The following is a 24964-nucleotide window of genomic DNA, read 5'->3' as shown; positions in this document are numbered from 1 at the left end:
ACGGGGGGGAACTAGACCCAGCTCGGAAACCACGTCCAGAAATGGAAGGCGTTTGGCCCCGATAGCGGCGCTGCCGAGAGCACGGGGTAGAACAGCACGAACATCCCCAGCACGACGATCAACACCCCTTCATCCCAGCGTTTGCCGCGTTTGAAATGGTCGAGCGCGACGGCGAACGCGATGCACAGGAAGATGCTCGGCAGATAATAATAATAGAAAAAGCCGATCGACTTGGGGATCACCGCCCACACCGCATAGCTGCCGATCCACAATCCCGCGGCTGCCAGCAAGACCGCGCTGCGGTCACGCCACCAGCCGAAGAGGCACGCCGCCACCGCGGTCAACCCGCCATAGAGGATCGCGAGATTGCCGATCAGCAGTACCCCGCGCTGCGCCCCGTCGGCCGGTTCATAGAGGTACCAGATCGGGCGGACCATGAACGGCCAGCTCCACCACGATGATTGGTAGGGGTGCGACGGCAGGATTTGCGTCTGCTGGGCATACATTTTGGCCTGGAACGGCAGTAGCTTACCCAGCGTCATCGGGTCGAGATGGTAGAAAAAGGCCGGGGCAAAGGTCAGGAAATAGGCCGTCACGCTGACCGCGCCGAGCGTGAGGATCGCCGGAACTGCCGCCATCCCGGGCCAATGGCGCTGCCCGCCGGCATTGAGCGCAGCATAGACCGAGCGCCCGCGCGCGCGCGCATCGTTCAGCCGGACCGCGACAAAGGCGATCGCGGCAAACGCAACAAAGGGCGCGGCACTCCATTTCGACGCGACCGCCAGCCCGAGCAAAAGGCTCCCCAACAGCCAGCGCGACCACGCCGTCCGCGCATCGTCGGCGCGCATCGCCCATAACAGGCTGGCGATGCCGAGCAGCGTGAACGCCGCCATGAACCCGTCGAGCATCGCGATCCGCGCTTGCACGAACAGCGTGAAGTTGAACAACGCGAACAGCGCGCCAAACACCGCCGGGCGGACGCGTCCCAGCATCAGCCACACGATCGCGAACACCCCCAGCACCGTCGCCGTGCCCGCGAGCGTCGAGAAGAAGCGCCAGCCCAGGGCATTGTCGCCGAACAGCAGGATCCCGCTCGCGATGATTTCCTTCGCCAGCAACGGATGCTCGACATTGTTTGGGCCGACCAAGGCGATCAATTTTCGCGCCGCCGGAACGTAATGCACTTCGTCGAACATCAATTTTGATGGAATCGTAAGGCGATAACAAAACAGGGTCTGCGCCAGCAGCGCGAGGATCGCGGCGGCGCGATAAGGGCTGGGCTGAGGATGCGTCACAGCGCCTCTATTCCCGCTCATGCCATTCCTTTCAAGCGTTCGCCCGCATTCCCATTGACGGGAGCCGCGCGCTCCCGGCAAAGCGTGCCACATGAAACGCCGCACCGGACAAGACCAGAGCATCACCCGCCAGTGGCGCCCCGCAACACAAGCCGTGCGCGGCGGCACCGCGCGCAGCGAATGGGGGGAAACCTCCGAGGCGTTGTTCCTGACATCGGGCTATGCGTATGATTGCGCCGCCGATGCCGCCGCGCGCTTTGCCGGCGAGCAGCAAGGCATGACCTATTCGCGGTTGCAGAACCCGACGGTCGAAATGCTCGAAGGCCGCATCGCCTTGCTCGAAGGGGCCGAGGCGTGCCGGACGATGGCAACGGGGATGGCGGCGATGACCGCCGTGCTGCTATGCCAGCTTCAGACCGGCGACCATATCGTCGCCGGGCGCGCTGCGTTCGGGTCGTGCCGCTGGCTGACCGACACGCTGTTGCCGAAATTCGGGATCGAGGTGAGCATCGTCGATGCACGCGACCCGCAACAGTTCGAAGATGCCGCCAAGGCCAATACCAAGCTGTTCTTCTTCGAAACGCCGGCCAACCCGACGATGGACATCGTTGATCTGAAAACGGTTTGCGGCATCGCGCGCGCACGCGGGATCACCTCAGTGGTCGACAATGCCTTTGCCACGCCCGCGTTGCAGCGGCCGATGGAATTCGGCGCGGACGTGACCGCCTATAGCGCGACCAAGATGATGGACGGGCAGGGCCGTGTGCTGGCGGGTGCGGTCTGCGGCACGCAGAAATTCATCGACGACACGCTGCTGCCCTTTACCCGCAACACCGGGCCGACATTGAGCGCGTTCAATGCCTGGGTCGTGCTGAAAGGGCTGGAGACGCTCGATTTGCGCATCCGCCGCCAATCCGAGAACGCACTCAAGGTCGGGCGGATGATCGAGGCGCGCGTGCCGCGGATGCTCCATCCCGGTCTGCCGAGTCACCCGCAGCACAACCTCGCAATGAGTCAGATGGAAGCGTGCGGCCCGATCTTCGCGTTCGAAGTGGAAGATCGCAAACAGGCACACGGTCTGCTCGACGCGCTGCAACTCGTCGACATCTCGAACAATATCGGCGATTCGCGTTCGCTGATGACGCATCCTGCCTCGACCACGCATTCCAGCGTTGCCGAGGAAAAGCGGCTCGAAATGGGCGTGACTGAGGGGCTGATCCGGCTCAATGTCGGGCTGGAAGATGTGCAGGACGTGATCGAGGATATCGACCGCGCGCTGACCGCGGTGGGTTTGTGAGGGTACCGAACCCCGGTCGATGCGTGCGCCTCCCCGGCGCAGGCCGGGGTCCAGTTGCGGCGCGTCGGAGGACGGGCATCGCGCTCAGATGCTACGACCTTCGCGACTGGGCCCCGGCCTGCGCCGGGGAAGCGGAGCTTTTCGGGATGGCTTTGTGAGCGACGTCATGAAGGCGCTGTTCCCCTATGCGACGGAAACGCGCGGGGTGATTGTGCGCGTCGCGGTCAGCTTCCTGCCCGAACAGTCCGAGCCCGAGCGCGGGCGGTGGTTCTGGGCCTATCATATCCGGATCGAGAATGCCGGCGCGATGGCGGTGCAATTGCTCACGCGGCACTGGATCATCACCGATGGGCGCGGCGCGCGGCATTCGGTCGAGGGTGAAGGCGTGATTGGCGAACAACCGCTGATCGCGCCGGGCGCCAGCTTCGATTACGTCTCGGGCTGCCCGCTGTCGACGCCGAGCGGCGCGATGCTCGGCAGCTATCACATGATGGGCGAGGACGGGTCGGGTTTCGACGTCGCCATTCCGCGCTTTGCGCTGCTCGCGCCGGCGGTGGGGGTGTGAAACGCACGCATCTCCCCCTCAACGGCATGCGCGTGCTCGATGCTGCCGCGCGGCATTTGAGCTTCACCCGCGCGGCCGATGAACTCGCCGTCACCCCTGCGGCGGTGGGGCAGCAGATTCGCGCGCTCGAGGATACGCTCGGCGTCGTGCTGTTTCGCCGCACCACCAAAGGGCTCGAACTGACGCCGGAAGGGGAAAGCGGCCTTGCCGCGCTGCGCCAGGGGTTTTGGCAATTCGAAGAAGCGGTGCGTGCGATGCAGGCGGGTCAGACGAGCAAGTCGCTGACGATCGCCGCACCGCGCGATTTGACCGAGAAATGGCTGATGCCGCGCTTGGCCGAAATTGCGCGCGGCGATGGCGAGCTCCGCTTCGTGCTCATTTCCGCCGACGATACGATCGATTTTACCGAGGCCAATCTCGACCTCGCGATCCGCTGGGGTGACGGGCCGGGCGAGCATGAGGGCGAAGCGATCGAATCGGCCGGGATGATCACCGTCCAGCGCCCGGGCGGCGGGGCCGATACACGCATTTCGTGGCCGGGATGTCTCAACGACGAAGCCGTATCGCTGGTGCGGGTGGGTGATGCCGGGCTCGCGCTCGATGCCGCCGCCGAAGGGCTGGGGCGGGCGACCGTGCCCGAACTGCTCGCCGCCAGCGATATCGCGTCGGGCCGCCTGGTCTCGATCGGCGAGGCCAAGCCGTACCGGCTCGGCTATTGGCTGGTCGCGCCCCTGCCGCAATGGCGGCAGAAGAAGGTCAAGGCGCTGGTCGCCGCGCTGACGGCATGACCGTGCCGTTCGAAAGCGCGCGGCTGACGATGCGCGCGCAGCGAGTCGATGATGCCGAGGCGCTGTACGAGGCGTTTGGCGACGAAGCGACGATGCGGTGGTGGAGCAGCGCGGCGCACGGCGACGTCGCGGAAACGCGCGCCTATCTCGCCGCGCGAACCGATCAACCCGGTCAGCGCGGTTGGGCGATGATGCTCAAGGGCAGCGATCGGGCGATCGGCACGCTATGGGCGGGGGAGCGGCGCGCGGGCGTCAGCGAGATTGGCTATATGCTCGTACCCAGCGCCGCGCGGCACGGCTATGCGCGCGAAGGCGTTACGCGCTTGCTCGATCTGCTGTTTCGCGAGGAGGGCTATCGCCGCGTCTTTGCCGATACCGATCCCGACAATGCGCCCTCGAACACGCTGCTGAAGCGCCTCGGCTTTACACTTGAGGGCCGGTTGCGCGCCGAATGGGAGACGCATATCGGCGTGCGCGACACGCTGTTGTGGGGCTTGCTCGCCGACGAATGGACCGACCGATGACCCCTAAATCGACTGGCGAACCGACCGCCAAGGCGCCCCCGCCCGATCTCAATGATCCGGTCCAGCGGGCGGCCTATGCGCGCGAATTGAAGATGGTGGCGCGGCCGATCCGCTATCTGGGCCTCGCGCTCGCCATCGGCGCGGCGGTGCTGGCGGGTGCGCGCGCGCGCTATTGGCCGCAACTGCCGATGATCCTGCCGCTATTTTTGCTTGGCGTTGCGGCGCTGCATTTGTTCGCCGGGATCGTGATTCGCGCCAAATATCATCAGGCGCGGATGCGGGGGTGATCAGGAGGGCGTGCTGGTGGCGGGTGGCGGGGGCGCGGGGTCGCGCGAAAGATCGATCGACTCGACTTGCGGCACCGGCGCACGGACGCGCAGCCGGGTGCCGGTTACCGTCGTCCACGGCGCCGTGAAGGTGTAGCGCTCGACCCGCAACGCCGAGGCGCTGTTCGCGGCGGGCGGGGCGTAACGCCGACCGCTGATCGCAGTGAGGATCGGCTTGATCCAATCACCCGAGAGCTTGTCACTTTTGCGGAGGACCTCCACGTCGCCAACCTTGCCATCGGGCTGCACTTCGAAGCTGATATCGACCCATTGATCATCGACCGCGTCGAGCAGCATACGATTCAAGGTTTCGCCGCCTTGATCGGATTGGATCGCACGTTGGGCGAATTCGACTTTGGGCGCGTAGAGCAAGATCGGGGTGGTTCCCGTACCCGCGCGATATTCTGCGACCAGGCGATCGACCGCGGCAGGATCACCGCCGCGGCGGATGTCGAGCTTCAGCTTGAGCACGCGCGCCGCCTTGCTAAAGGGCGCCATGGCCGGGTCTGGGTCGGCGATAAGCGCATTGGCCGCCCTGATCGCCGCCGTGTAATTGCCGTCGTCCCGGAGTTGCGAACTCGCGGCATAGACCGCAACCACGCGCAGTAGGGCGTAGCCCTGAATGCCGGGCAAATGAAGGTCGCGCGCGCGACGCGCGATTTTGCGGTACATCTCCACCGCCGCGTCCAGGCGACCGGTCTTGGCATAGGCGTCGCCCAATTCGACCTGCGCGCCGAGCACGCGCTGATCGTCCGCCGGAAGCCCCGCCTTCAGCGCGCTGAGCACGTCGAGCGCACCGCTGAAGTACGCATCCTGCTCGCCAAGATGCGCCGCCACGCGGGAATTCGCGCGCAACAGATCGGATACCGGCACTGGATACGCGCTCGCGAAGCGCTTGTTGCGGCCGATCGACTTCAGCATCGTATCGCGCGCGTTCTTATACTTGCCCGCCACGAATTGTGTTTCAGCCACCGCCAGCGTCGCGTCCACATCCTTGTCGGGCGGGCAATGCTGCGCGATGCACGTCGCGAGCGCCGCCTTGGCATCCTTGAGCGACATGCCGGTGACGACGATGTCGGGGCCGGATGTGGGGGCATCGGGCGTTTTCTGTTGTGCGACCGCGGGCGTGGTCGCGAGCGCTGCGGAAAGAGCAAATGCCTTTAATCGAACCATTTTTCGCCTCCCCCGTTCAGCACTGCCGCGCCGAACGCTAAGCGTCGATCGCTGCTTCGTCCATCCTGGCTGCGTTTTCCTGAATGAAGGCAAAACGGTGCGCCGGGTTCGTCCCCATCAGCCGGTCGACCAGATCCTTCACGACCGCGCGTTCCTCATATTCCTGCGGCAGCGTGATGCGCAGCATCGCGCGGCTTTTCGGGTCCATCGTCGTCTCGCGCAGCTGCATCGGGTTCATCTCGCCCAGCCCCTTGAAGCGGCCGATTTCGACCTTCTTGCCCTTGAACTCGGTCGCTTCGAGCAGCGCGCGATGCGCGTCGTCCATTGCATACAGGCTCTTGGTGCCCGAGGTCAGGCGGTAGAGTGGCGGCTGCGCGAGATAGACATGCCCGGCGCGCACGATCTCGGGCATTTCCTGGAAGAAGAAGGTCATCAGCAGCGTCGCGATGTGCGCGCCGTCGACATCGGCGTCGGTCATGATGACGACGCGCTGGTAGCGCAGATTTTCCGACCGGCAATCCTTGCGCGTGCCGCAGCCAAGCGCCTGGATCAAATCGGCAATCTCCGAATTGGCGGAGATTTTGGCCATCGTGGCCGAGGCGACGTTGAGGATCTTGCCGCGGATCGGCAGGATCGCTTGCGTCTTACGGTCGCGCGCCTGCTTGGCCGAACCGCCGGCCGAATCGCCCTCGACGATGAAGATTTCGGTGCCCTCGGGTCCGGCCGAGGAACAATCGGTCAGCTTGCCCGGCAGGCGCAGCTTGCGCGCGCTGGTCGCGGTCTTGCGCTTGACCTCGCGCTCGGCCTTGCGCGCGAGGCGTTCGTCCATCCGTTCGAGGACATAGCTGAGCAACGCCTTGCCGCGTTCCATATTGTCGCTGAGGAAATGGTCGAAATGGTCGCGCACGGCCTTTTCAACCAAGGTCGCGGCCTCAGGCGAGGTCAGCCGGTCCTTGGTCTGGCTCTGGAATTGCGGCTCGCGGATGAAGACGCTGAGCATCAGCTCGCTGCCGGTCATGATGTCCTCGGCGGCGATATCCTTGGCTTTTTTGTTGCCGACCAGGTCGCCGAATGCGCGGATCCCTTTCACCAATGCGGTGCGCAAACCTGCCTCGTGCGTGCCGCCGTCGGGGGTCGGGATGGTGTTGCAATACCAGCTATACGACCCGTCGCTCCACAGCGGCCAGGCGACGGCGCATTCGACGCGGCCCGCTTCGGCGGGGAAATCCTGGCGCGTGACGAAAAAATCGGAGGTCGCGCATTCGCGCGCGCCGATTTGTTCGCGCAAATGGTCGGCGAGGCCACCGGGAAATTGGAACACCGCTTCGGGGGGGGTGTCGTCGGTGATGATCTCGGGCGCGCATTTCCAGCGGATCTCGACGCCGGCGAACAGATACGCCTTGGACCGCGCGAGCTTGTAGAGGCGAGCGGGCTTGAAGCCCATGTCTGACCCGAAAATCTCGGTATCGGGCACGAAGCTGACCGACGTGCCGCGCCGGTTGGGGGCCGCGCCGACATGTTCAAGGCCGCCGAGCGTCGCACCGCGCGAAAAGCGCTGACGGTACAGTTCGCGGTTGCGCGCGACCTCGATGATCGTGTCGGACGACAGCGCATTGACGACGCTGACCCCCACGCCGTGCAGGCCGCCGCTGGTCGCATAGGCCTTGCCGTCGAACTTGCCGCCCGAATGCAGCATCGACATGATCACTTCGAGCGCGGACTTGTCGGGAAATTTCGGGTGCGGATCGACCGGCATACCGCGGCCATTGTCGACGATCACCAGCCGGTTGCCGGCGTGCAGCTCGATCTCGATCCGCGTCGCATGGCCCGCGACCGCTTCGTCCATCGCATTGTCGAGCACTTCGGCGGCGAGGTGATGATAGGCGCGCTCATCGGTGCCGCCGATATACATGCCGGGGCGGCGGCGGACCGGTTCCAGCCCCTCGAGCACTTCGATCGAGGAGGCGTCGTAATCGCCGGTCGGTTTGGGGGTAGCAGCGAACAGATCTTCGGACATGCCACCGCTATAGGGGCGGGGCCGCGCTTCTGCCAAGCGTATCGCCGCACTGTGGCGGTTGGTCAGCGCACGCCGCGCAGCATCAGCCAGACTTTCAGCCGTCCGCTCGGCTTGGCCACGCCGTCGAGCCGGATCGCGCGGAGAATCGGGACCGGGCGGGCCATCATCTGTCCCTTGAACGCGCCATCGCCGCCCGGCCGCGTCGGTACGGCGAGCATCCGCTTCACCACATCCATCCCGGCAATCACGTGCGCGAACGCGGCATAGCCTGGAAAGCCGGGCCGCGCATCGAGCGACGGGTTGGGGCCGAGCATGATCGAAAAATTGCCCGTGGCCGAATCGGTGCGGTCGTAGCGCGCCATCGAAACGGTCGCGTCGAGATGCTTGATGCCCGTCACATTGGTCGGCTCGAGCGGCAGACGATCGAGCATGCGGTGCGAATCGGTACCGATCCCGCCTTGCACGAAGCCGCTGCCCGGCGCGGTTTTGCGGCGCGATGCGCGGTAGAAGAAGGTGCCGTCGAGCCGGCCGTCATCGACATAAGCGAGGAAATTGGCGCCGGTTTTGGGCGCGCGCCGCATGTCGAGCGCCAGCACGATCGGCCCCGCGCCCGTGACCAGCCGGACGCGGACGATCGGCGGCTCGGGCGCGGGGGCGGCGCCGAGCAGCGCCCCGCACACCAAAGCGAGGGCGATGCGGCGCATCACACTAACGGGCGTTCATGCTGCGCTGATCCAACCCACCGTTCGCCCTGAGCCTGTCGAAGGGCCAGTGCCTCACGCAGTTTGCTCGCGTGTTGCATGCGGTGCTTCGACAGGCTCAGCACGAACGGTAAACATGCTTCCACCTGGCACACTTCAGGTGCGAAATCAGCGCGCGCGCGGGCCGCCAAAGGGGAGCGGCGGCGGCGGACGACGGTCGCGGCGTGGCAGCTGCGCCTGATACGCATGGCCGCAATGCCCGACGCAATAGGGGAAGCCGGGGTTCACCTTGTCGCCGCAAAAGTGGAAATCGGGCTCGCCGGGATGGCCGATCGGCCATTTGCAAATCTTGTCGTTGAGATCGAGCAGCGTCGTCTTGCCCGCCATGTCGGCGGATGGCTTGGCGGGGACGAGGCGGCGTGGCGGGGCCGGGGTGATCGGTGCCTGTTGCTCGCCCGGTGCCTGGCGCAGGAAACCGCCGGGGCCGACCGAGCGCAGGATCGGCGGGGCAGGGCGGGGGGGGGCGACGGGGGCGTCGGCCTCGACCTCGACCTCGGCGTCATCCTCGACTTCGTTTTCCAGCTCCGCAACTGGCGGTGCCGCAACGACCGGGGGCGCGACGCGCTCGACTGGCGGGCGTGGCGGCACGACGACCGGCGCGGCCGCGACGGGCGCGACGGGCCTAGTCGCGGGCGGCGCTGCTGCTACTGCCTTGGCTGCGGCGGGTTCGTTCGGCTTGACCGGCGACGGGCGCGACTGCAGCCCCAGGCGATGCGCCTTGCCGATCACGGCATTGCGGCTGACGCCACCCAGTTCCTCGGCAATCTGGCTCGCGGTCTGCCCCGCTTCCCACATGCGGCGCAGCGTATCGATGCGTTCGTCGGTCCAGCTCATTCACATTCCCAATCGTATCGTGCCGACCGATTCTATCGGTTGCAGGCGGCGGCGGCAGTCTTTAGCGACGATGCCATGAGCAGCCAGCCCCCAATCGGCCCAAATTCAACCAGCATCCACACTATGATGAACGCACCCGGCGTTCCGGTGATCCGGAACGTCAATTGGGGCGGTCTTCGAACGCTCTATATCAAGGAGGTTCGGCGGTTCTTCAAGGTCCAGCTGCAAACGGTGTGGGCGCCGGCGATCACCACGCTGCTTTTCCTGGTGATCTTTACCGTCGCAACGGGCGGAAAACAGCCGGTTCATGTCGGCGGGGTCAACGTTCCCTTCGCCGATTTCATCGCGCCCGGGCTGATCGTGATGAGCATGTTGCAGAACGCGTTCGCCAATGCGAGCTTCTCGCTGCTGGTCGGCAAGATTCAGGGGACGATCGTCGATTATCTGATGCCGCCGCTCTCCACCGCCGAATTGCTGGTCGCGATGGTCGGTGGCGCGGTGACGCGCGCGGTCTGCGTCGGGGGCGCGGTGTGCCTCGCAATGGCACTATGGCCGGGCGTGCATCTCTATCCGGTGCATCCCTTCGCGATCCTGTGGTTCGGCTTGCTCGGAGCGGCGTTCCTCGCGCTGATCGGGGTGCTCACCTCGATCTGGGCGGAGAAGTTCGATCATGCCGCAGCCGTCCAGAACTTCCTGATCGCGCCGCTGACCTTGCTCTCGGGCACCTTCTATTCGGTCGACAAGCTCGCGCCTGCCTTCCGCGCGTTCAGCCATGCCAACCCGTTTTTCTATATTATCTCGGGCTTTCGCTACGGCTTTCTCGGCACCGCCGATTCGCCGGTGCTGCTCGGTGGCGTGGTGATCCTGGTGATCGACGCGGCGCTCGCCACGCTGTGCTACGCGCTGCTGCGCTCGGGCTGGAAGATCAAGAATTAATCAGTTTTCATTTGATACCTAATCGCGTATCGCTCCCGTAACGGGAGAGCGGAATGCGGGGTCGAATCGTCGTCAGTGTCTGCCTGCTGCTGGCGGCGTGCGGCAAGGCCGCACCCGAGCAAGGCCCCGCACCAAGCGCACCGCAAGTCCGCATCGCGCAAGTCGGCGGTACGCCCGGCGTGGCGACGGTCAGCGGGGTTGGCACCGTTGCGCTGCGCCGCGAAACCTCGCTCGGCTTCACCAGTGCGGGGCGGATCGAGCGGCTCGGCGTCAATGAAGGCGATACCGTCCGGCGTGGACAAATCCTCGCCGCGCTCGATACCACGACGGTCGCCGCCGACCTGACCCGCGCGACCGCCGAGCGTGAGCGGGCGCGCGCCGAATATGCGCGTAGCGACGGGTTGATGAAGCAAGGCTGGATCACGCGCCCGCGGCTCGAAAGCGCGCGTGCGGCGTTGCTCGCGGCCGAGGCGCAAGTCCGCGCGGCGGGGTTTCAGCGGGCGAACGCCACGATCGCCGCACCCGGCCCCGGCACCGTGCTCGCACGGCTCGCCGAGCCCGGGCAAGTCGTCGCGGCGGGGACACCGGTCCTGGTGATTGGCGAGGAAGCGAGCGGCTATATCCTGCGCTTGCCCTTGTCCGACCGCGATGTCGCGCGCCTGACGCTCGGCGCACCTGCGCGCATCACGCTGGCGGCGCTCAACGATGATGTGATCGTCGGCCGCGTGATCGAGATAGCCGGCCGCGCCGATAAGGCGACGGGTACCTTCGCGGTCGAAATCGCGCTGCCCGACGATAAAAGGCTGCGCTCGGGCCAGATCGGCAATGCGACGATCACCGCCAGCGGTGTCGGCGCGACCGCGCTCGCCGTACCGCCGAGCGCGGTGTTCGGCCCACGCGCGGGCGAGGCTTTGGTCTATGTCGTCGACCTCGCGGCCTCGCGCGTGCATCTGCGCAAAATCCACATCGGTGAGGCGAATGACGAGGGCATTCGCGTGACGAGCGGCATCAAACCGGGTGAATGGGTCGCGCTGTCGCGGGTTGATCGCTTGACCGACGGCATGAAGATCGCGCCGCTCGGCCCCGCGCAATGAACATTACCGCCTTTGCGGTGCGGCGCTGGCAGGTGACGCTCGTCGCCTTCCTGCTGCTCGCTTTGCTGGGCGTATCGGCGTTCCTCACGATCCCGCGTTCGGTCGATCCGCATTTCCCGATCCCGACCGTGGTGGTGACGGTGATCCTGCCCGGTGCCGATGCCGCCGATATGGAGGAGACGGTCGCCAAGCCGCTCGAGGATGTGCTGCAAGGGCTCGATAAGATCGACGAGATCCGTTCGACCAGCACCGACGGCACCGCGGTCATCTCGGTCAATTTCGAACATGGCACCGATGCTGAACAGTCGCTCGACCGCGTGGTGCGCGAAGTCGGGTCGGTGCGCGACCGGCTGCCGCAGGGCATCCAGCGGATCGCCTTCCGCCGCCCACGCACGACCGAGGCGGGGGTGTTGCAGCTCGCTTTGGTTAGCGACAGCGCGAGCTGGCGGCGGATGGCGAAGTTCGCCGATGACATTCGCGATCGGCTGAATGTTGTCCCCGGCGTGCGCTCGACCAGCATCGACGGCGCGGCCAGCCCCGAAGTGCGCGTCGCGATCGATGCGGGACGGCTGGCCGAGGCGCGAATCCCCGCCTCCGCCGTCGCCAATGCGATCCAGCAGGGCGGAGTCGATTTGCCGGCGGGGACGTTGAACGCGGCGGGGCGGCGCTACAATCTCGACGCCGGCGGGGCGTATCGTGATGTCGATGCGATCCGTGCGGTGCCGGTGCGCGCGGGCGACGGGCGGCTGGTGCGCGTCGGCGACATTGCGAGCGTGGAGTGGAGCGAGGCCGAGCAGACGCATATCGCGCGCTTCAACGGCCACCGCGCACTGTTCATCACGGTGCGGCAGAAGGACGAGGCCGATGCGGGGACGCTGCGCAACAATCTTGTCGCGGCAATCGATAAGGTTCGCGCGCAATTGCCGCCCGATGTGAAGCTCGACATCGGCTTCGACCAGAGCAATGATATCCAGCGCAAATTGGCGCAGCTCGCGCGCGATTTCGTGATTGCGCTGGCGCTCGTGCTGGTCACGATCCTGCCGCTCGGTTTCCGCCCGTCGCTGATCGTGGCGATTTCGATTCCCTTGAGCCTCGCCATGGGCGTGCTGCTGCTGGCGCTGCTGGGCTATTCGCTCAACCAGATCAGTATTTCGGGCTTCATCCTCTCGCTTGGGCTGCTGGTCGACGATTCGATCGTCGTGACCGAGAATATCGAACGCCACATCCGCGATGGCGACACGCCGACCGATGCCGCGATCAAGGGTACCAACGAGATTATGGCGGCGGTCATGGGGGCAACCGGCGTGTTGCTCTTCGCCTTCCTGCCGTTGACCTTCCTTCCCGAGGGATCGGGCGATTTCGTGCGCGGCCTGCCGATGGCGGTGCTGGTCACGGTGGCGAGCTCGCTGGTGGTGTCGCTGACGATCATCCCGTTCGTCGCGAGCAAGCTGCTGCGCCCGCATACCGGCGAGGGCAATGCGCTGCTGCGCGGCATCATGGCGGGCATCCACCGGATCTATGCCCCAATCCTGCACCGCGCGCTCGATCGGCCGCGCACCTGGTTCTGGGCGGCGATGGCGCTGTGCGTCGGCGCGTTCGCGCTGGTGCCGGTGCTGGGCTTCAGCCTGTTCCCCGCCGCCGAGACGCCATACTTCATCGTCCGCGTCGAATCGCCCGAGGGCAGCACGATCACCGCGACCGATCGCGCGGTGAAGCAGGTCGCGGCGATCCTCCGGCGTGAGGATGCGGTCGTCAACATTATGGAAAATGCCGGACGCGGCAATCCGCAAATCTTCTACAACATCTTCCCACGCGAGGAGCGCGCGCGGTACGGCGACATCTTCGTGACGATGAAGGATTGGGACGTCGGCGAAAGCCCCAAGCTGCTGAAGCGGCTGCGCGGTGCGCTGGCCGGCTATCCCGATGCGCGCGTGACCTTGGTCAATTTCGAAAATGGCCCGCCGGTCGAGGCACCGGTTGCGGTGCGGATCAGCGGGCCCGATCTCGCGGTGCTGAAAACGCTGTCCGACCGCGTCGGCGCCGCGCTGACCGAGCTTCCCGGCTTGCGCGATATCGATAATCCCTTTGCGTTCGACCGGGTGGACATGGATCTCGGCCTCGACGCGGCCAAAGCGAGCTTGCTCGGTGTTGCCCCCGGCGAGGCGCGGCGCGCGGTTCGGCTCGCGATCAGTGGCGAGCAAGCAAGTCGGCTGCGCGATCAGGAGGGCGATACCTGGCCGATCACCGTGCGGCTGCCGATGGCGGCGAACCAGCCGGTATCCTCGCTGTCGAGCATTTATGTGCCGACGCTGGCGGGGGGCAGCATCCCCTTGCTCGAGATCGCCAGCCCCAGACTGAAGAGCGTGCCGCCGCTGATCACGCGCTACAAGCTGCAACGCACGGTGACGATCACCGCGTACAACCAGCCCGGCGTGCTGACCTCCAGCCTCAACAGCGCGGTGGCGGCGCGCCTCGCCAAGATCGATCTGCCGCCCGGTTACAGCTTCGGCATCGGCGGTGAGGCCGAGGCGGCGCGGCGCAATTTCTCGGGCCTGGGGCCGATCATCCTGCTGGCGAGCTTTGGCATTTTCGGCGTGCTCGTGCTCGAATTCGGGCGCTTCCGCGAGACGATGGTGGTGGCGGGTGTCATTCCGCTCGGCACGGTCGGCGGGCTGGTGGCGATGCTGCTGACGGGCAATTCGCTGTCGTTCCTCGCGATCATCGGCTTTGTCGCGCTGATCGGGATCGAGATCAAGAATTCGATCCTGCTGGTCGATTTCACCACGCAACTGCGCGCGCGCGGGATGGCGCTGCGCGAGGCGATCGAGAAAGCCGGCGAAATCCGCTTCCTGCCGGTGTTGTTGACCTCGGTCACCGCGATCGGTGGCTTGCTCCCGCTCGCGCTCGGCGGATCGTCGCTTTATTCACCGCTGGCGTGGGTCATAATCGGCGGGCTGATCAGCTCGACCTTCCTCAGCCGGATCGTCACGCCGGTGATGTACCTGCTGGCCGTGCGCGGCGATGAAGCCAAGCGCCTGGCGGCGCAGCCAAGCTCTTAACTTCTTCTTCCTCCGCGTCTCCGCGTCTCCGCGTGAACAAAAAAAGGCTGATTCACGCGGAGACGCGGAGACGCGGAGAAGAAAGGGGGTGTTGCGCTGCGCGCGGCGGGGTCGTAAAAACACATTCGGGCGACCGCAGCGGTCGCCCTTTTGCGTTTCAGGAGACGAGCCGTGACCACCCCAGCCTTGATGCCCGTGTACCCGCGTTGCGGCGTGCGCCCGGTGCGCGGCGAGGGCTGTTATCTCTATGGCGAGCAAGGCGAAAAGTACCTTGATTTCGCCGCCGGCATCGCGGTCAACGCGCTCGGCCACGGCCATCCCAAATTGGTCGAGGCAATCGCCAAACAGGCCGCCACGCTGATGCACGTGTCGAACCTGTACGGCAGCCCGCAAGGCGAAAAGCTCGCGCAGCGGATTTGCGACAACAGCTTTGCCGATACGGTGTTCTTCACCAATTCGGGCGCCGAAGCGGTCGAATGCGCGATCAAGACCGCGCGGCGCTATCATTACGCCAATGGCAATCCGCAGCGCACGACGCTGATCACTTTCAACAACGCGTTTCACGGCCGCACGATGGGCGCGATTTCGGCGACCAACCAGGCGAAGATGCGCGACGGGTTCGAGCCGTTGCTGCCCGGCTTCCGCTATGCCCCGTTCAACGATCTCGCAGCCGCGCTCGCGCTGATCGACGATACCACCGCCGGCTTCATGGTCGAGACGATCCAGGGCGAGGGCGGCGTTTCGGCGGGGACGGTCGACTTCATCCAGGGCCTGCGCAAGGCGTGCGACGACCACGGGCTGCTGCTCGTGCTCGACGAAGTGCAGTGCGGCTATGGCCGCACCGGCAAGATGTGGGCGTATGAGCATTACGGCATCACCCCCGACATCCTGTCGTCGGCCAAGGGCATTGGCGGTGGCTTTCCGCTCGGCGCGTGCCTCGCGACCGAGGAAGCGGCCAAGGGCATGGTGTTCGGTACACACGGATCGACCTATGGCGGCAATCCGCTGGCGATGGCGGCGGGCGAGGCGATCCTCGACGTGATGCTCGAGGACGGGTTCCTCGATCATGTCACCGCGATGGGCGAGCGGCTGCGCACCTCGGTCGAGCAGATGATGCCCAATTTCGACCATCTGTTCGAAGGTGTTCGCGGCAAGGGCCTGATGTTCGGCATCAAGCTGAAGGACACCGCCGTCGCGCGCGATTTCGTGGCGCATTTGCGCGATCATCACGGGCTGCTGACGGTCGCGGCGGGCGAGAATGTCGTGCGCGTGCTGCCGCCGCTGGTGATCGAGGAAGCGCATATCGCCGAATTCGTGCAGAAGATCAGCGACGGCGCGCGGTCCTTCGCGCCAGCGGCGGTGGCGGCGTGAGGGGCGATGTCTTCTCCCTCTCCCCCTTGGGGGAGAGGGCCGGGGAGAGGGGCAGTATCAAGAGCTGCCGTTCGAGTGACTGCCCCTCTCCCGACCTCGCTGCGCTCGGCCACCCTCTCCCCGCAAGCAGGGAGAGGGAAAAGTGACCCGGCACTTCCTCTCGCTCACCGACGCCGGTCCCGACGGGATCGCCGCGATGCTGGCCGATGCGCTCGACCGCAAGGCCGCGCGCGTCGGCTGGCCCAAGGGCAAGCCCGATGCCGATGCGCCGCTCGCCGGGCACACGCTGGCGATGGTGTTCGAAAAGAATTCGACGCGCACCCGCGTGAGCTTCGACATGGCGATCCGTCAGCTCGGTGGCTCTTCGGTCGTGCTCGATTCGGGCACCACGCAGCTCGGGCGCGGCGAGACCGTCGCCGACACCGCGCGCGTGCTGTCGGGCTATTGCGATGCGATCATGCTACGCACCGATGACCATGCCAAGCTCGAGGAAATGGCACACTATGCGAGCGTGCCGGTCATCAACGGCCTGACCGATGCCTCGCATCCGTGCCAGATCATGGCCGACCTGCTGACGATCATCGAAGCGGGTAAGCCGCTTCCCGGTCTCAAGGTCGCGTGGCTGGGCGATGGCAATAACGTGCTCGCCTCGATCGTCGAGGCGGCAGCCCTGATGCAGTTCGACGTCGTCGCCGCCTGTCCGCAAGGTTTCCAGCCCGCGGAGGACGCGATCGTGCGGTCTTCGGGGCGTGCGCGCGTGGTGTCCGATCCGGCCGAGGCGATGGCCGGTGCCGACGTGATCATCACCGATACCTGGATATCGATGGGTCAGGAACACGCCGACACCAAGCTGAAGGCGATGCTGCCCTATCAGGTCACCCCCATGCTGATGGGCTGTGCCAAGCCCGACGCGGTGTTCCTCCACTGCCTCCCCGCGCATCGCGGCGAGGAAGTCGCGGCGGAAGTGATCGACGGGCCGCAATCGCTGATCTGGGCCGAGGCGGAGAACCGGCTCCACGCGCAGAAATCGGTGCTGCGCTGGTGCTTTGGGCAGATCGGTTGATCGCGGGCGGGGCGCTTCCTACCTTTTAGCCTCTCTCTCTTGTGTCATCCCCGCGCAAGCGGGGACCCATCTCCGGCGCCGCGAGATGGGTCCCCGCTTTCGCGGGGATGACATTGAGGGCGGGTAGCGACAAAGGACGATGATGACCGACCCCACCACCACCGACACCGACCGCGCGCTCGGCTTCACCATTCCCGATCGTCACGCGCGTGGCCGGATCGTGCGGCTGGGGCCCGTGCTCGACACGATCCTCGCCGCGCACGCTTACCCCGCTCCAATTGAGGCATTGCTCGCCGAGGCGCTGACGCTGTCGGCGCTGATCGGCTCGACGCTCAAGGACGCGGGTGGGCAGCTGACGCTGCAGGCGCAAACGCAGACCGGCATCGTCACGCTGCTGGTGTGCGATTACAAGGGCGGGGAGCTGCGCGGCTATGTGCAATATGATGCCGACCGTCTCGCCGCCGGCCCCGAGAACCCCAGTCTGTTCGCGCTGTTCGGTGCGGGTTATCTGGCGATCACCTTCGATCAGGCGACCACGGGCGAGCGCTATCAGGGCATCGTCCCGCTCGATGGCGATTCGCTGAGCGCGGCGGCCGAGCATTATTTTCTGCAGTCCGAACAGATCCCCACGCTGGTGCGCGTCGGCGTTGGCGGGCGTGTCGCGGGCGGGCTGTTGCTGCAGCATTTGCCTGAGGGCGAGGATGGGCGCGAGCGGCTCCATACCCGGCTCGATCATCCCGAATGGGAGCATGTCGCGATCCTCGGCCAGACGATGAAGGCAGAGGAGCTCGCCGATCCGGCAATCCCGCTCGAAACGCTCGTCTGGCGGTTGTTCAACGAAGAAGAGGAAGTTCGCCTCCACGGTGATACCGGTCTGGTCCGCGGGTGCCGCTGTTCGCCCGACTATATCGCGCAAGTGCTGGCCAAATTCCCGCCTGAAGAACAGCAGGCGATGGCCGATGAAAGCGGCACGATTTTCGTCGATTGCGCGTTCTGCGCGCGGAAGTTCCCGGTGATTCCGGCGTCGCGTGATGATGCAGAGATCGTTACGTGACCGATATTGTCCGTCGCTGATGTGACCGAAACATGCTATAACTTGCTACCACACCACCGTAGATCAGGTGTCGGCAATCGGGCGGGAAACGACATAATGCGAGCAGGAATCGTTGCGCGCTTCGCGGGCGTGAGTGTGATGATGGCGGGCGGTTTGGCGACGGCTGCGCCCGCCGGCGCGCCGACGCTCGCTGCGGTCGCACGGATCGAGCCGGGACAGTGGCAATTGAAGGCGCTCGATTCGGCGGCCGCGCCGAGCACGCTGTGCATTGGCGATGCAGACATGCTGATCCAATACGGCCATGCGGGCGTGCAGTGTCAGCGCTTCATCATCGCGAACGAGGTCAATCTCGCGACGGTGCACTACACCTGCCCCGGCACCGGCCATGGTCAGACCAGCGTAAAGGTTACGACTCCGCGCAATTTCAGTCTGGAAACGCAAGGCATCCTCAATGGCGCGCCGTTCGAACAACAGTATGAAGCGCGCCGGCTCGGGGCTTGCCCGGCAAATGCGGCGACCCATTAAGCGTCGGTTTACGATTGGGTGCTACAGCATCGCAGTGCAGATTTTTTGACGGCACGGTTTCTCCCTAATTGCCCGGAGACGGGCGCCACTGGGTCGCTTTCGGGCGGCCCATTTTTTGTGCTGCGCTTGCGAAAGTGCGCCGTTCGGCGTAGCCGGTCCGCATCATGACATTTGAAACGACCTCTTCGGTCACGCCACTGGCCGTCGTGCTGGTGTCGGGTGGCCTCGATTCGATGGTAGCGGCGGCGTGTGCGCGCGAGGACGGGTACCGCGTGCTCGCACTGTCGGTCGATTATAACCAGCGGCACAGGCTCGAGCTTGCCTCGGCGCGGCGCATTGCGACGGCGCTGGGCGCGGAGCAGCACGTTGTGCTCCCGCTCGATCTCGCGGCGTTTGGCGGCTCCGCGCTGACCGCCGACATTGCGGTGCCCAAGGACGGCGTGCAACCGGGCATCCCGGTGACCTATGTCCCGGCGCGCAACACGATTTTTCTGAGCCTGGCGCTTGGTTGGGCCGAGGCGGCGGGGGCGCGCGACCTCTATATCGGCGTCAATGCGCTCGATTATTCGGGCTATCCCGATTGCCGTCCCGAATTTATCGCCGCGTTCGAAGGGCTGGCCGAGCTTGCCACCAAGGCTGGGGTCGAAGGCAGCCCGTTCCGCATCCACGCGCCGCTGCAGCACATGACCAAGGCCGATATCGTGCGCGAGGCGGCGCGGCTTGGGCTTGATGCCGGCATGAGCTGGTCGTGCTACGATCCGGCGCCCGGTGGCCTGCATTGCGGCGAATGCGACAGCTGCCGCCTGCGCAAAAAGGGGTTCGAGGAAGCGGGCTTGCCCGATCCGACCCGTTACGCAGTCTGAGGCGGTGAGCTACTCCGTCAAGGAAATGTTCCTGACGCTGCAGGGCGAGGGCGTGCAAGCGGGCCGGCGCGCGGTGTTCGTGCGCTTTGCCGGGTGCAACCTCTGGTCGGGCCGCGAACAGGACCGCGCGACGGCGGTGTGCCGCTTCTGCGATACCGATTTCGTCGGCACCGATGGCGCGGGTGGTGGAAAGTTCGCCGATGCCGCCACGCTCGCCGAAGCGGTTCAGGGCTTTTGGGGGGCGGGGGCGGCGGAGCGCTTCGTCGTGCTCACCGGGGGCGAACCGATGCTGCAAGTCGACGATGCGCTGGTCGATGCGCTCCATACCGCCGGGTTTACAATCGCGATCGAGAGCAACGGGACGTTGCCGGTGCACCCCGGGATCGACTGGGTCTGTATCAGCCCCAAGGCCGGGAGCGAGGTTGTGCAGCGGCGGGGTGACGAATTGAAGCTGGTCTGGCCGCAACCCGGCAGCGATGTCGCCGCGCTGGAAACATGGGATTTTGCCCACCATTTGATCCAGCCACTCGACAGCGCGGACGCCGACGCGAATCACGCGGCGGCGATTGATCTCGTTCTCGCGCGACCGAAGTGGCGACTGACGCTGCAATCGCACAAGGCGCTGGGGCTGCGGTAATCCTTCTCTTCCGTTCGCCCTGAGCCGGTCAAAGGGCCGGTCTCCCCACGAGCGCCATGGCGGGAGGTAAGGAGCCCTTCGCCAGGCTCAGGGCGAACGGGGGACGTTTTCCAGCTTAGCGGAACGACAGCGTGAACGGACCGCATTTGCGATCCTGCCACTGGTCGCGCCGGTTCCAGCAGACATCGTCGAGTCGGGGCAGCCACGTGCGCGTGTCGATCCGGACATAGCGCGAGAACCGTTCCTCACCCCAGGGCACCAGCGCGTTGCGCATCGCGCTCATATTGTCGGCGGCGACCTTGTAGACCGTACCACGCGGCGCATAGGCAGCGGCGGCAGCGACCTGCGCGGCGGTCTGGCAAAAGCCATATTGCGCGCCGACGGTGGTGAAGGCCGAATAGGTCCGCGTGCCGTAGCGGTCCATCGCGGTTTGGCCGGGCTTCACGCCCTTGGCGGTGCGATTGAAATATTTGACCAGCGTGTCGAACGATTTCTTGAACTCGTCCTTATGATTGGCGAGCGCGACATTGTAATTCTCAACCGTCAGCAGCGTCGGCTCGAACTGGCATTGCAGCGCTGCGACGTTGAGCGCGGAGCGCAAATTCCACACCAGATTGGCGCGGACCTCGTCGGCGTTGGCGCCTGGTAAGGTTGGCAGTCCAGGTTCGTCGCCGCGGATCGGCGGGCCGCTCATATCGTGCGGCTGAAAAAAGAATTGGGCCGAAGCCGGGGTGGCGAACGCTGCGGCGGAAAGCGCGGCGGTCACGGCAAGGGTACGCAACACGGTCATTCTTGGCCTCTCATCATCGGGATCGCAATTACGGCGTTTCGCGGCGCGACCCAAATTCTTTTTCGAATCCGGCTCATTTTCGAAACCGATGTGGTTGCGTCTAGCGCTGGCCCGCAGGGTCATCCCATCGGCTTGAATCGAAAGGGCCGCCCGGTTGCCCGGACGGCCCTCGATACAATCGTTCCCGTTTGGGAAGGATTACATCTTGTTCCCGGTGGTCATCGTCGTGGTGTTCGACGTCATCATGGTGTCGTTCGACATCATCGCGCCATCGTTCGCCATCGCGCCGTCGGTCGCCGTCATGGTGTCGTTGGTGGTCATCGTGTCGGTCGAGTTCATGTCGGTGACCATCGTGTTGTCGGTCGTCGTCGTCTCGGTCTTGGGGGTGCAAGCCGAAATGGCAATCGCAGCAACAGCGATCATCGAACCAGCAGCGACTTTGGAAATGAATGCACGCATTGGAAAGCTCCCTAGATAATGGATTTGGTCGGCCTCGAGACCTTTAATACCCAAACCGAAGTGGACATTAGCCCGGAATCGCCGGACCCTCAAGCCCAGATTTCTCACCCCATAGAATGAGTATCAAGAAAAGCGCCGAAACGGCACGCCAATGCCGCGTCGAACGTCGCAAAATCGATCGGCACGCCGATCTTTTCGGCGCTGGTTACGCCGTATTCGGCCAAGCCGCATGGCACAATACCGCCGAAATGTGCCAAATTCGGGGCAAGGTTGACCGAAAAGCCGTGCAGCGTGACCCAGCGGCGCACGCGCACCCCGATCGCACCGATTTTGGCCTCCACCACACCGCTGCCGCCCCCTGCATCGGGGACATGGGTCCAGATCCCGACCCGACCTTCCGCGCGAAACGCCGAAATCCCGAGATCGCCCAACGTATCGATCACCCAACCTTCGAGCGCGTGGATATACCGGCGCACGTCGCGCCCGCGTTTGTTGAGGTCAAGCACGATATAGCCGACGCGCTGCCCTGGACCGTGATAGGTGTAGCGCCCGCCGCGCCCGGTCTGCACCACGGGAAAACGCGGATCGCGCAGCTCGGCCGGATCGGCACTCGTTCCGCCGGTATAGACAGGGAGATGTTCGAGCAGCCATACCAGCTCGCGCGCCGCGCCGGCCGCAACCGCAGCAGCGCGCGCCTCCATCTGCGCGAGCGCTTCGGCATAGGGTAGTGGCGCGGGCGCGATGCGCCATTCGAAGTCATCGGGAAGTGCGGTCACGAAATGTCGAATGGGACAGGAGCGCGAGCAACGCAAGTCATTGGCAAGCCGCTTGCGCTTGCGCTAACAGCCTTACAACTTTCGGGGGAGACGGGCGACGTGATTGCAACGATGAGCACCGTGTGGGACCGCACTGCCGAGTTCCTCAGCGACAATCTGGCGGCGCTCACGCCCATCGTGTTGCTCGGTATCTTCGTGCCGCTGACGTTGCTCGGGAGTTTGATGCCGTTGATCGGGTCGAGCGGACAAGCCGGCGATTGGGCGCTTGGAGGAATCGTGTTCGTGCTCGCGCTGGTTACGACCTGGGGCGGGATTGCGATCACCGCGCTTGCCTTTGATCCGGCCGCCGGCCGCGCCAGCGCGGTCGCCACCGCCAATCACCGGATCGCGCCAGTCCTCGGAATCGGGCTCGTCACGACGCTCGCCGTCGTCCTGCTCGCCGCGCCGATCGCGGTGGCGCTTGGGTTGAGCGGGGTCGACATGGCCGCGATGGCCGCCGGCAAGCCGCCGGCGGGTGCCGGCAATGGCTGGGCGCTTCGCTTCGCGACCATCTATACGATCGTCTTCGCGGTCTTTTTGCTTTGGGCTTATGCCCGGCTGGTCCTGCTGATCACGCCGATCATGGTGATGGAGCGGCGCGGGTTGGGCGTCTATGCGCGAGCGTTCGTGCTGACGCGCGGCATCACGTGGAAGGTGATCGGCGTCTTGCTGCTGTACGCGATCGTTTCGTGGGTCGCATCGGCGGCGGCCAAGACGGTGTTCGGCAGCGTGTTCGGCCTGTTGATCGGGGGGACAGGGCCGATCACGCTCGCCTCGGTCCTCACACAGATTGCGGTGGCGGCGACCTCGACGCTCTTTTCAGTCCTGTCGGTGGCGTTCGTCGCCAAACTGTATCTGGCGACGCGCGATGCGCGCGAGGCGATCGTCGAGTCGACATGACGCTGAATGTAATGGGTGTCCTGCGCGATGCCTGGGCGATGGCGAAGCGCGATCGCGACGTCCTGATCGCGCTTGCCGGGTTGCTGATTTTCGTGCCGCAATATGGCTTGTTGCTGTTTCTCGGGCCGCAGCCCGAATTCCCGGGGTTCGAGGCCGATGCCGCCGCGCTGAAACTCTATAATGATGCCAGCACGCTGTGGATGACGACCTATGGCCCGGGGGTCTTGCTGGCGGCGTTCCTCGTGGTGATCGGGCAAATCGCGATCACCGCGCTCTACGTCGATCGGGCACGGCCCGATGTCATGACCGCGCTGCGCCGCGCGCCGCTGCTGTTTTTCCCCGCGTTGCTGGTGGTGACGATCGCATCGCCGCTTGGCCTGTCGCTGCAGACCGTACCGCTGTTGATTCTCCCGGCCGCTTATCTTGAGGGGCGGTTGTTGCTGACGATGCCGATCCTGCTCGGCGAGCGACCGATTTCGGCGCTGCGGGCGATCGCGGCGAGTTGGCGGCGGACGGCGGGGCATGGGCTGGTCGCGGCAGGCCTCGCTTGCTGCACCGTGGTCGGGGGCAGGACGATCGCGCTGCTGTTCCTCGCGCTCGGGGAAGTGTGGGGCCGCGCGCCGATGCACAATCCGTTCGTGATGGCCTTGATCGACGGCGGCGCGGCGCTCGGCGCGACGCTTGGCGCGGTCGCGACCTTCCTGGTGCAGGTGGCGCTCTACCGGCGGCTCAGTAAAGGCACCTGAGGGGCGGCATCGGGCGGCAAATGCCCGCTGAGGCGCGGATCGGCGAAGGTCTCGACCGAGCGGCTAATCGCCACGAACCCCTGCGCGCGGTAGAAATTGAGCGCCGAGGGGTGATCGAGCGTGCAGGTGTGGACCCATACGCGCTCGATCCCTTTGATCCAGGCGCGCGACAGCGCCTCGGCCATCAGCCAGCGGCCGAGGCCCTTGCCTGCGAGTTCGGGGATCAGCGCGAAGTACGAAATCTCGCACTCCCCGGATGTACGAAAATCGAGTTCGAGCATCCCGACCTCGATCCCGGCGCCGTCGACTGCGGCGTAGATCGAGACTGCGGGATCGTGGATGGTCGTGAGCAACGCCGCTTCGTCGATCACCAGCCGCGAGAACCACAGCCACGGCGCGCCGACTCGCCGGAACAGCGCGCGATATTTCTCCGCGCTCGGCCGACCCCACGCCACCAGCCGCAGCGGTGAGGACGGGAGCGGCCGCAGCGGCGGCTTTCTCCGCATCTCCAGCGTGGTAACGATCGCTGCGACCTCGTCGTCGCGAACCGGCATCAGCCCCATGTCATGACCCCGATGTCACCCCCGATGTCACGACCATGTCGCGAGTGGCGGCAAGCTCATCAGGATCGCGTCGATATTGCCGCCGGTCTTCAGCCCGAACAGCGTCCCGCGGTCATAGACCAGGTTGAATTCGGCATAGCGCCCGCGCCACTCAAGCATCTGCGCGGTGTCGGCGGGCGCGGTGTCCGCGTTCATCCGCCGCCGCACGATCCGTGGATAGGCATCAAGAAAGGCGCGGCCGATGTCCTGAATGAAGGCGAAATTCGCCGCGAAATCGCCCTCGAGATGATCGCAGAAAATCCCGCCGACGCCGCGGTGCACTTTCCGGTGCGGGATATAGAAATACTCATCGGCCCATTTCGCATAGCGCTCGTAATAGTCCGCGCCGTGCGGGGCGCACGCCGCCTTGAGCGTGGCATGGAAGTCCGCGGTATCCTCGGCATAGGGCAGCGGTGGGTTGAGATCGGCCCCGCCGCCGAACCAGCGCTTGGTGGTGACCAGGAAGCGCG

Annotated in this window: 26 protein-coding genes; 16 read left to right on the top strand and 10 right to left on the bottom strand. The window is 65.4% G+C overall.

Annotation, left to right across the window (positions count from 1 at the left end; translation table 11 throughout):
• Positions 1-11 precede the first annotated feature (11 nt).
• Complete coding sequence (locus ABWP09_RS00150) at positions 12-1295, bottom strand: phospholipid carrier-dependent glycosyltransferase (protein ID WP_502959732.1); 1284 nt, start codon at positions 1293-1295, stop codon at positions 12-14.
• A gap of 91 nt (positions 1296-1386) precedes the next feature.
• Here ABWP09_RS00150 and ABWP09_RS00145 point away from each other — a divergent pair, with 91 nt between their 5' ends.
• From ABWP09_RS00145 to ABWP09_RS00125, 5 genes are all read left to right on the top strand, one after another.
• Positions 1387-2592: a trans-sulfuration enzyme family protein gene (locus ABWP09_RS00145; RefSeq protein WP_353203138.1), complete on the top strand. Its 1206-nt coding sequence runs from the start codon at positions 1387-1389 to the stop codon at positions 2590-2592.
• 166 nt (positions 2593-2758) lie between these two features.
• Complete coding sequence (gene apaG, locus ABWP09_RS00140; RefSeq protein WP_353203195.1) at positions 2759-3157, top strand: Co2+/Mg2+ efflux facilitator ApaG/CorD; 399 nt, start codon at positions 2759-2761, stop codon at positions 3155-3157.
• Positions 3154-3945, top strand: coding sequence for a LysR family transcriptional regulator (locus ABWP09_RS00135; protein WP_353203137.1), 792 nt, complete (start codon positions 3154-3156; stop codon positions 3943-3945). Before apaG ends, ABWP09_RS00135 begins: the two co-directional genes overlap by 4 nt.
• The gene (locus tag ABWP09_RS00130; RefSeq protein ID WP_353203136.1) at positions 3942-4469 is read left to right on the top strand and encodes a GNAT family N-acetyltransferase; all 528 of its coding nucleotides are present in this window, start codon (positions 3942-3944) and stop codon (positions 4467-4469) included. Before ABWP09_RS00135 ends, ABWP09_RS00130 begins: the two co-directional genes overlap by 4 nt.
• Complete coding sequence (locus ABWP09_RS00125) at positions 4466-4756, top strand: hypothetical protein (protein ID WP_353203135.1); 291 nt, start codon at positions 4466-4468, stop codon at positions 4754-4756. Before ABWP09_RS00130 ends, ABWP09_RS00125 begins: the two co-directional genes overlap by 4 nt.
• On the opposite strand, the gene ABWP09_RS00120 is transcribed toward ABWP09_RS00125, so the two are convergent.
• From ABWP09_RS00120 to ABWP09_RS00105, 4 genes are all read right to left on the bottom strand, one after another.
• A complete protein-coding gene (locus ABWP09_RS00120; RefSeq protein WP_353203134.1) occupies positions 4757-5968 on the bottom strand; it encodes a tetratricopeptide repeat protein in 1212 nt (403 codons plus the stop codon). It abuts the gene before it with no gap.
• Between the two features lie 37 nt (positions 5969-6005).
• Positions 6006-7985, bottom strand: coding sequence for a DNA topoisomerase IV subunit B (gene parE, locus ABWP09_RS00115; RefSeq protein WP_353203133.1), 1980 nt, complete (start codon positions 7983-7985; stop codon positions 6006-6008).
• A gap of 62 nt (positions 7986-8047) precedes the next feature.
• Positions 8048-8689: a peptidylprolyl isomerase gene (locus tag ABWP09_RS00110; protein WP_353203132.1), complete on the bottom strand. Its 642-nt coding sequence runs from the start codon at positions 8687-8689 to the stop codon at positions 8048-8050.
• Between the two features lie 165 nt (positions 8690-8854).
• The gene (locus ABWP09_RS00105; RefSeq protein WP_353203131.1) at positions 8855-9580 is read right to left on the bottom strand and encodes a GcrA family cell cycle regulator; all 726 of its coding nucleotides are present in this window, start codon (positions 9578-9580) and stop codon (positions 8855-8857) included.
• Between the two features lie 75 nt (positions 9581-9655).
• Between ABWP09_RS00105 and ABWP09_RS00100 the strand changes: the two genes are divergently transcribed.
• The 9 genes from ABWP09_RS00100 (at position 9656) to queE (ending at position 20182) form a co-directional block, all read left to right on the top strand.
• A complete protein-coding gene (locus ABWP09_RS00100) occupies positions 9656-10516 on the top strand; it encodes an ABC transporter permease (protein WP_502959731.1) in 861 nt (286 codons plus the stop codon).
• Between the two features lie 53 nt (positions 10517-10569).
• Entirely contained in the window at positions 10570-11610 is a 1041-nt protein-coding gene (locus ABWP09_RS00095; RefSeq protein WP_353203129.1) for an efflux RND transporter periplasmic adaptor subunit, read from the top strand.
• Complete coding sequence (locus ABWP09_RS00090) at positions 11607-14669, top strand: efflux RND transporter permease subunit (protein ID WP_353203128.1); 3063 nt, start codon at positions 11607-11609, stop codon at positions 14667-14669. Before ABWP09_RS00095 ends, ABWP09_RS00090 begins: the two co-directional genes overlap by 4 nt.
• Positions 14670-14840: 171 nt before the next feature.
• Positions 14841-16040 carry an aspartate aminotransferase family protein gene (locus ABWP09_RS00085; RefSeq protein ID WP_353203127.1) on the top strand — a complete coding sequence of 400 codons (1200 nt, stop codon included), beginning with the start codon at positions 14841-14843 and terminating at the stop codon, positions 16038-16040.
• A gap of 142 nt (positions 16041-16182) precedes the next feature.
• Positions 16183-17103, top strand: coding sequence for an ornithine carbamoyltransferase (argF, locus tag ABWP09_RS00080; RefSeq protein ID WP_353203126.1), 921 nt, complete (start codon positions 16183-16185; stop codon positions 17101-17103).
• 142 nt (positions 17104-17245) lie between these two features.
• The gene (gene hslO / locus ABWP09_RS00075) at positions 17246-18157 is read left to right on the top strand and encodes an Hsp33 family molecular chaperone HslO (RefSeq protein ID WP_353203125.1); all 912 of its coding nucleotides are present in this window, start codon (positions 17246-17248) and stop codon (positions 18155-18157) included.
• Positions 18158-18253: 96 nt separating this feature from the next.
• Positions 18254-18682, top strand: coding sequence for a DUF3617 domain-containing protein (locus ABWP09_RS00070; RefSeq protein ID WP_353203124.1), 429 nt, complete (start codon positions 18254-18256; stop codon positions 18680-18682).
• 164 nt (positions 18683-18846) lie between these two features.
• Positions 18847-19545 (top strand): 7-cyano-7-deazaguanine synthase QueC, encoded by a 699-nt coding sequence (gene queC, locus ABWP09_RS00065; RefSeq protein ID WP_353203123.1) that lies wholly within the window; start codon positions 18847-18849, stop codon positions 19543-19545.
• 4 nt (positions 19546-19549) lie between these two features.
• Entirely contained in the window at positions 19550-20182 is a 633-nt protein-coding gene (queE, locus tag ABWP09_RS00060) for a 7-carboxy-7-deazaguanine synthase (RefSeq protein WP_353203122.1), read from the top strand.
• A gap of 115 nt (positions 20183-20297) precedes the next feature.
• Here queE and ABWP09_RS00055 read toward each other — a convergent pair whose 3' ends face one another.
• From ABWP09_RS00055 to lipB, 3 genes are all read right to left on the bottom strand, one after another.
• Positions 20298-20972 carry a hypothetical protein gene (locus ABWP09_RS00055; RefSeq protein ID WP_353203121.1) on the bottom strand — a complete coding sequence of 225 codons (675 nt, stop codon included), beginning with the start codon at positions 20970-20972 and terminating at the stop codon, positions 20298-20300.
• A gap of 198 nt (positions 20973-21170) precedes the next feature.
• Positions 21171-21431: a hypothetical protein gene (locus ABWP09_RS00050; RefSeq protein ID WP_353203120.1), complete on the bottom strand. Its 261-nt coding sequence runs from the start codon at positions 21429-21431 to the stop codon at positions 21171-21173.
• Between the two features lie 104 nt (positions 21432-21535).
• Positions 21536-22207 (bottom strand): lipoyl(octanoyl) transferase LipB, encoded by a 672-nt coding sequence (lipB, locus tag ABWP09_RS00045; protein WP_353203119.1) that lies wholly within the window; start codon positions 22205-22207, stop codon positions 21536-21538.
• A gap of 111 nt (positions 22208-22318) precedes the next feature.
• On the opposite strand from lipB, the gene ABWP09_RS00040 reads away from it, so the two are divergent.
• Both ABWP09_RS00040 and ABWP09_RS00035 read left to right on the top strand, forming a co-directional pair.
• The gene (locus ABWP09_RS00040) at positions 22319-23146 is read left to right on the top strand and encodes a hypothetical protein (protein WP_353203118.1); all 828 of its coding nucleotides are present in this window, start codon (positions 22319-22321) and stop codon (positions 23144-23146) included.
• The gene (locus ABWP09_RS00035; RefSeq protein ID WP_353203117.1) at positions 23143-23892 is read left to right on the top strand and encodes a hypothetical protein; all 750 of its coding nucleotides are present in this window, start codon (positions 23143-23145) and stop codon (positions 23890-23892) included. The genes ABWP09_RS00040 and ABWP09_RS00035 overlap by 4 nt, the downstream gene beginning before the upstream one ends.
• Here the strand turns inward: ABWP09_RS00035 and ABWP09_RS00030 are convergent.
• Together ABWP09_RS00030 and ABWP09_RS00025 are read right to left on the bottom strand one after the other, a co-directional pair.
• Entirely contained in the window at positions 23865-24455 is a 591-nt protein-coding gene (locus ABWP09_RS00030) for a GNAT family N-acetyltransferase (RefSeq protein ID WP_353203116.1), read from the bottom strand. The genes ABWP09_RS00035 and ABWP09_RS00030 overlap by 28 nt on opposite strands.
• Positions 24456-24482: 27 nt before the next feature.
• Positions 24483-24964: coproporphyrinogen III oxidase (locus ABWP09_RS00025; RefSeq protein WP_353203115.1), on the bottom strand; the 482-nt coding region annotated here is incomplete at its 5' end.

This window comes from Sphingomonas sp., from assembly GCF_040398505.1.
Classification (GTDB): Bacteria; Pseudomonadota; Alphaproteobacteria; order Sphingomonadales; family Sphingomonadaceae; genus Sphingomonas.
The sequence above is the reverse complement of the archived record's forward strand: the minus strand, read 5'-3'. Positions and strand labels throughout refer to the sequence as shown.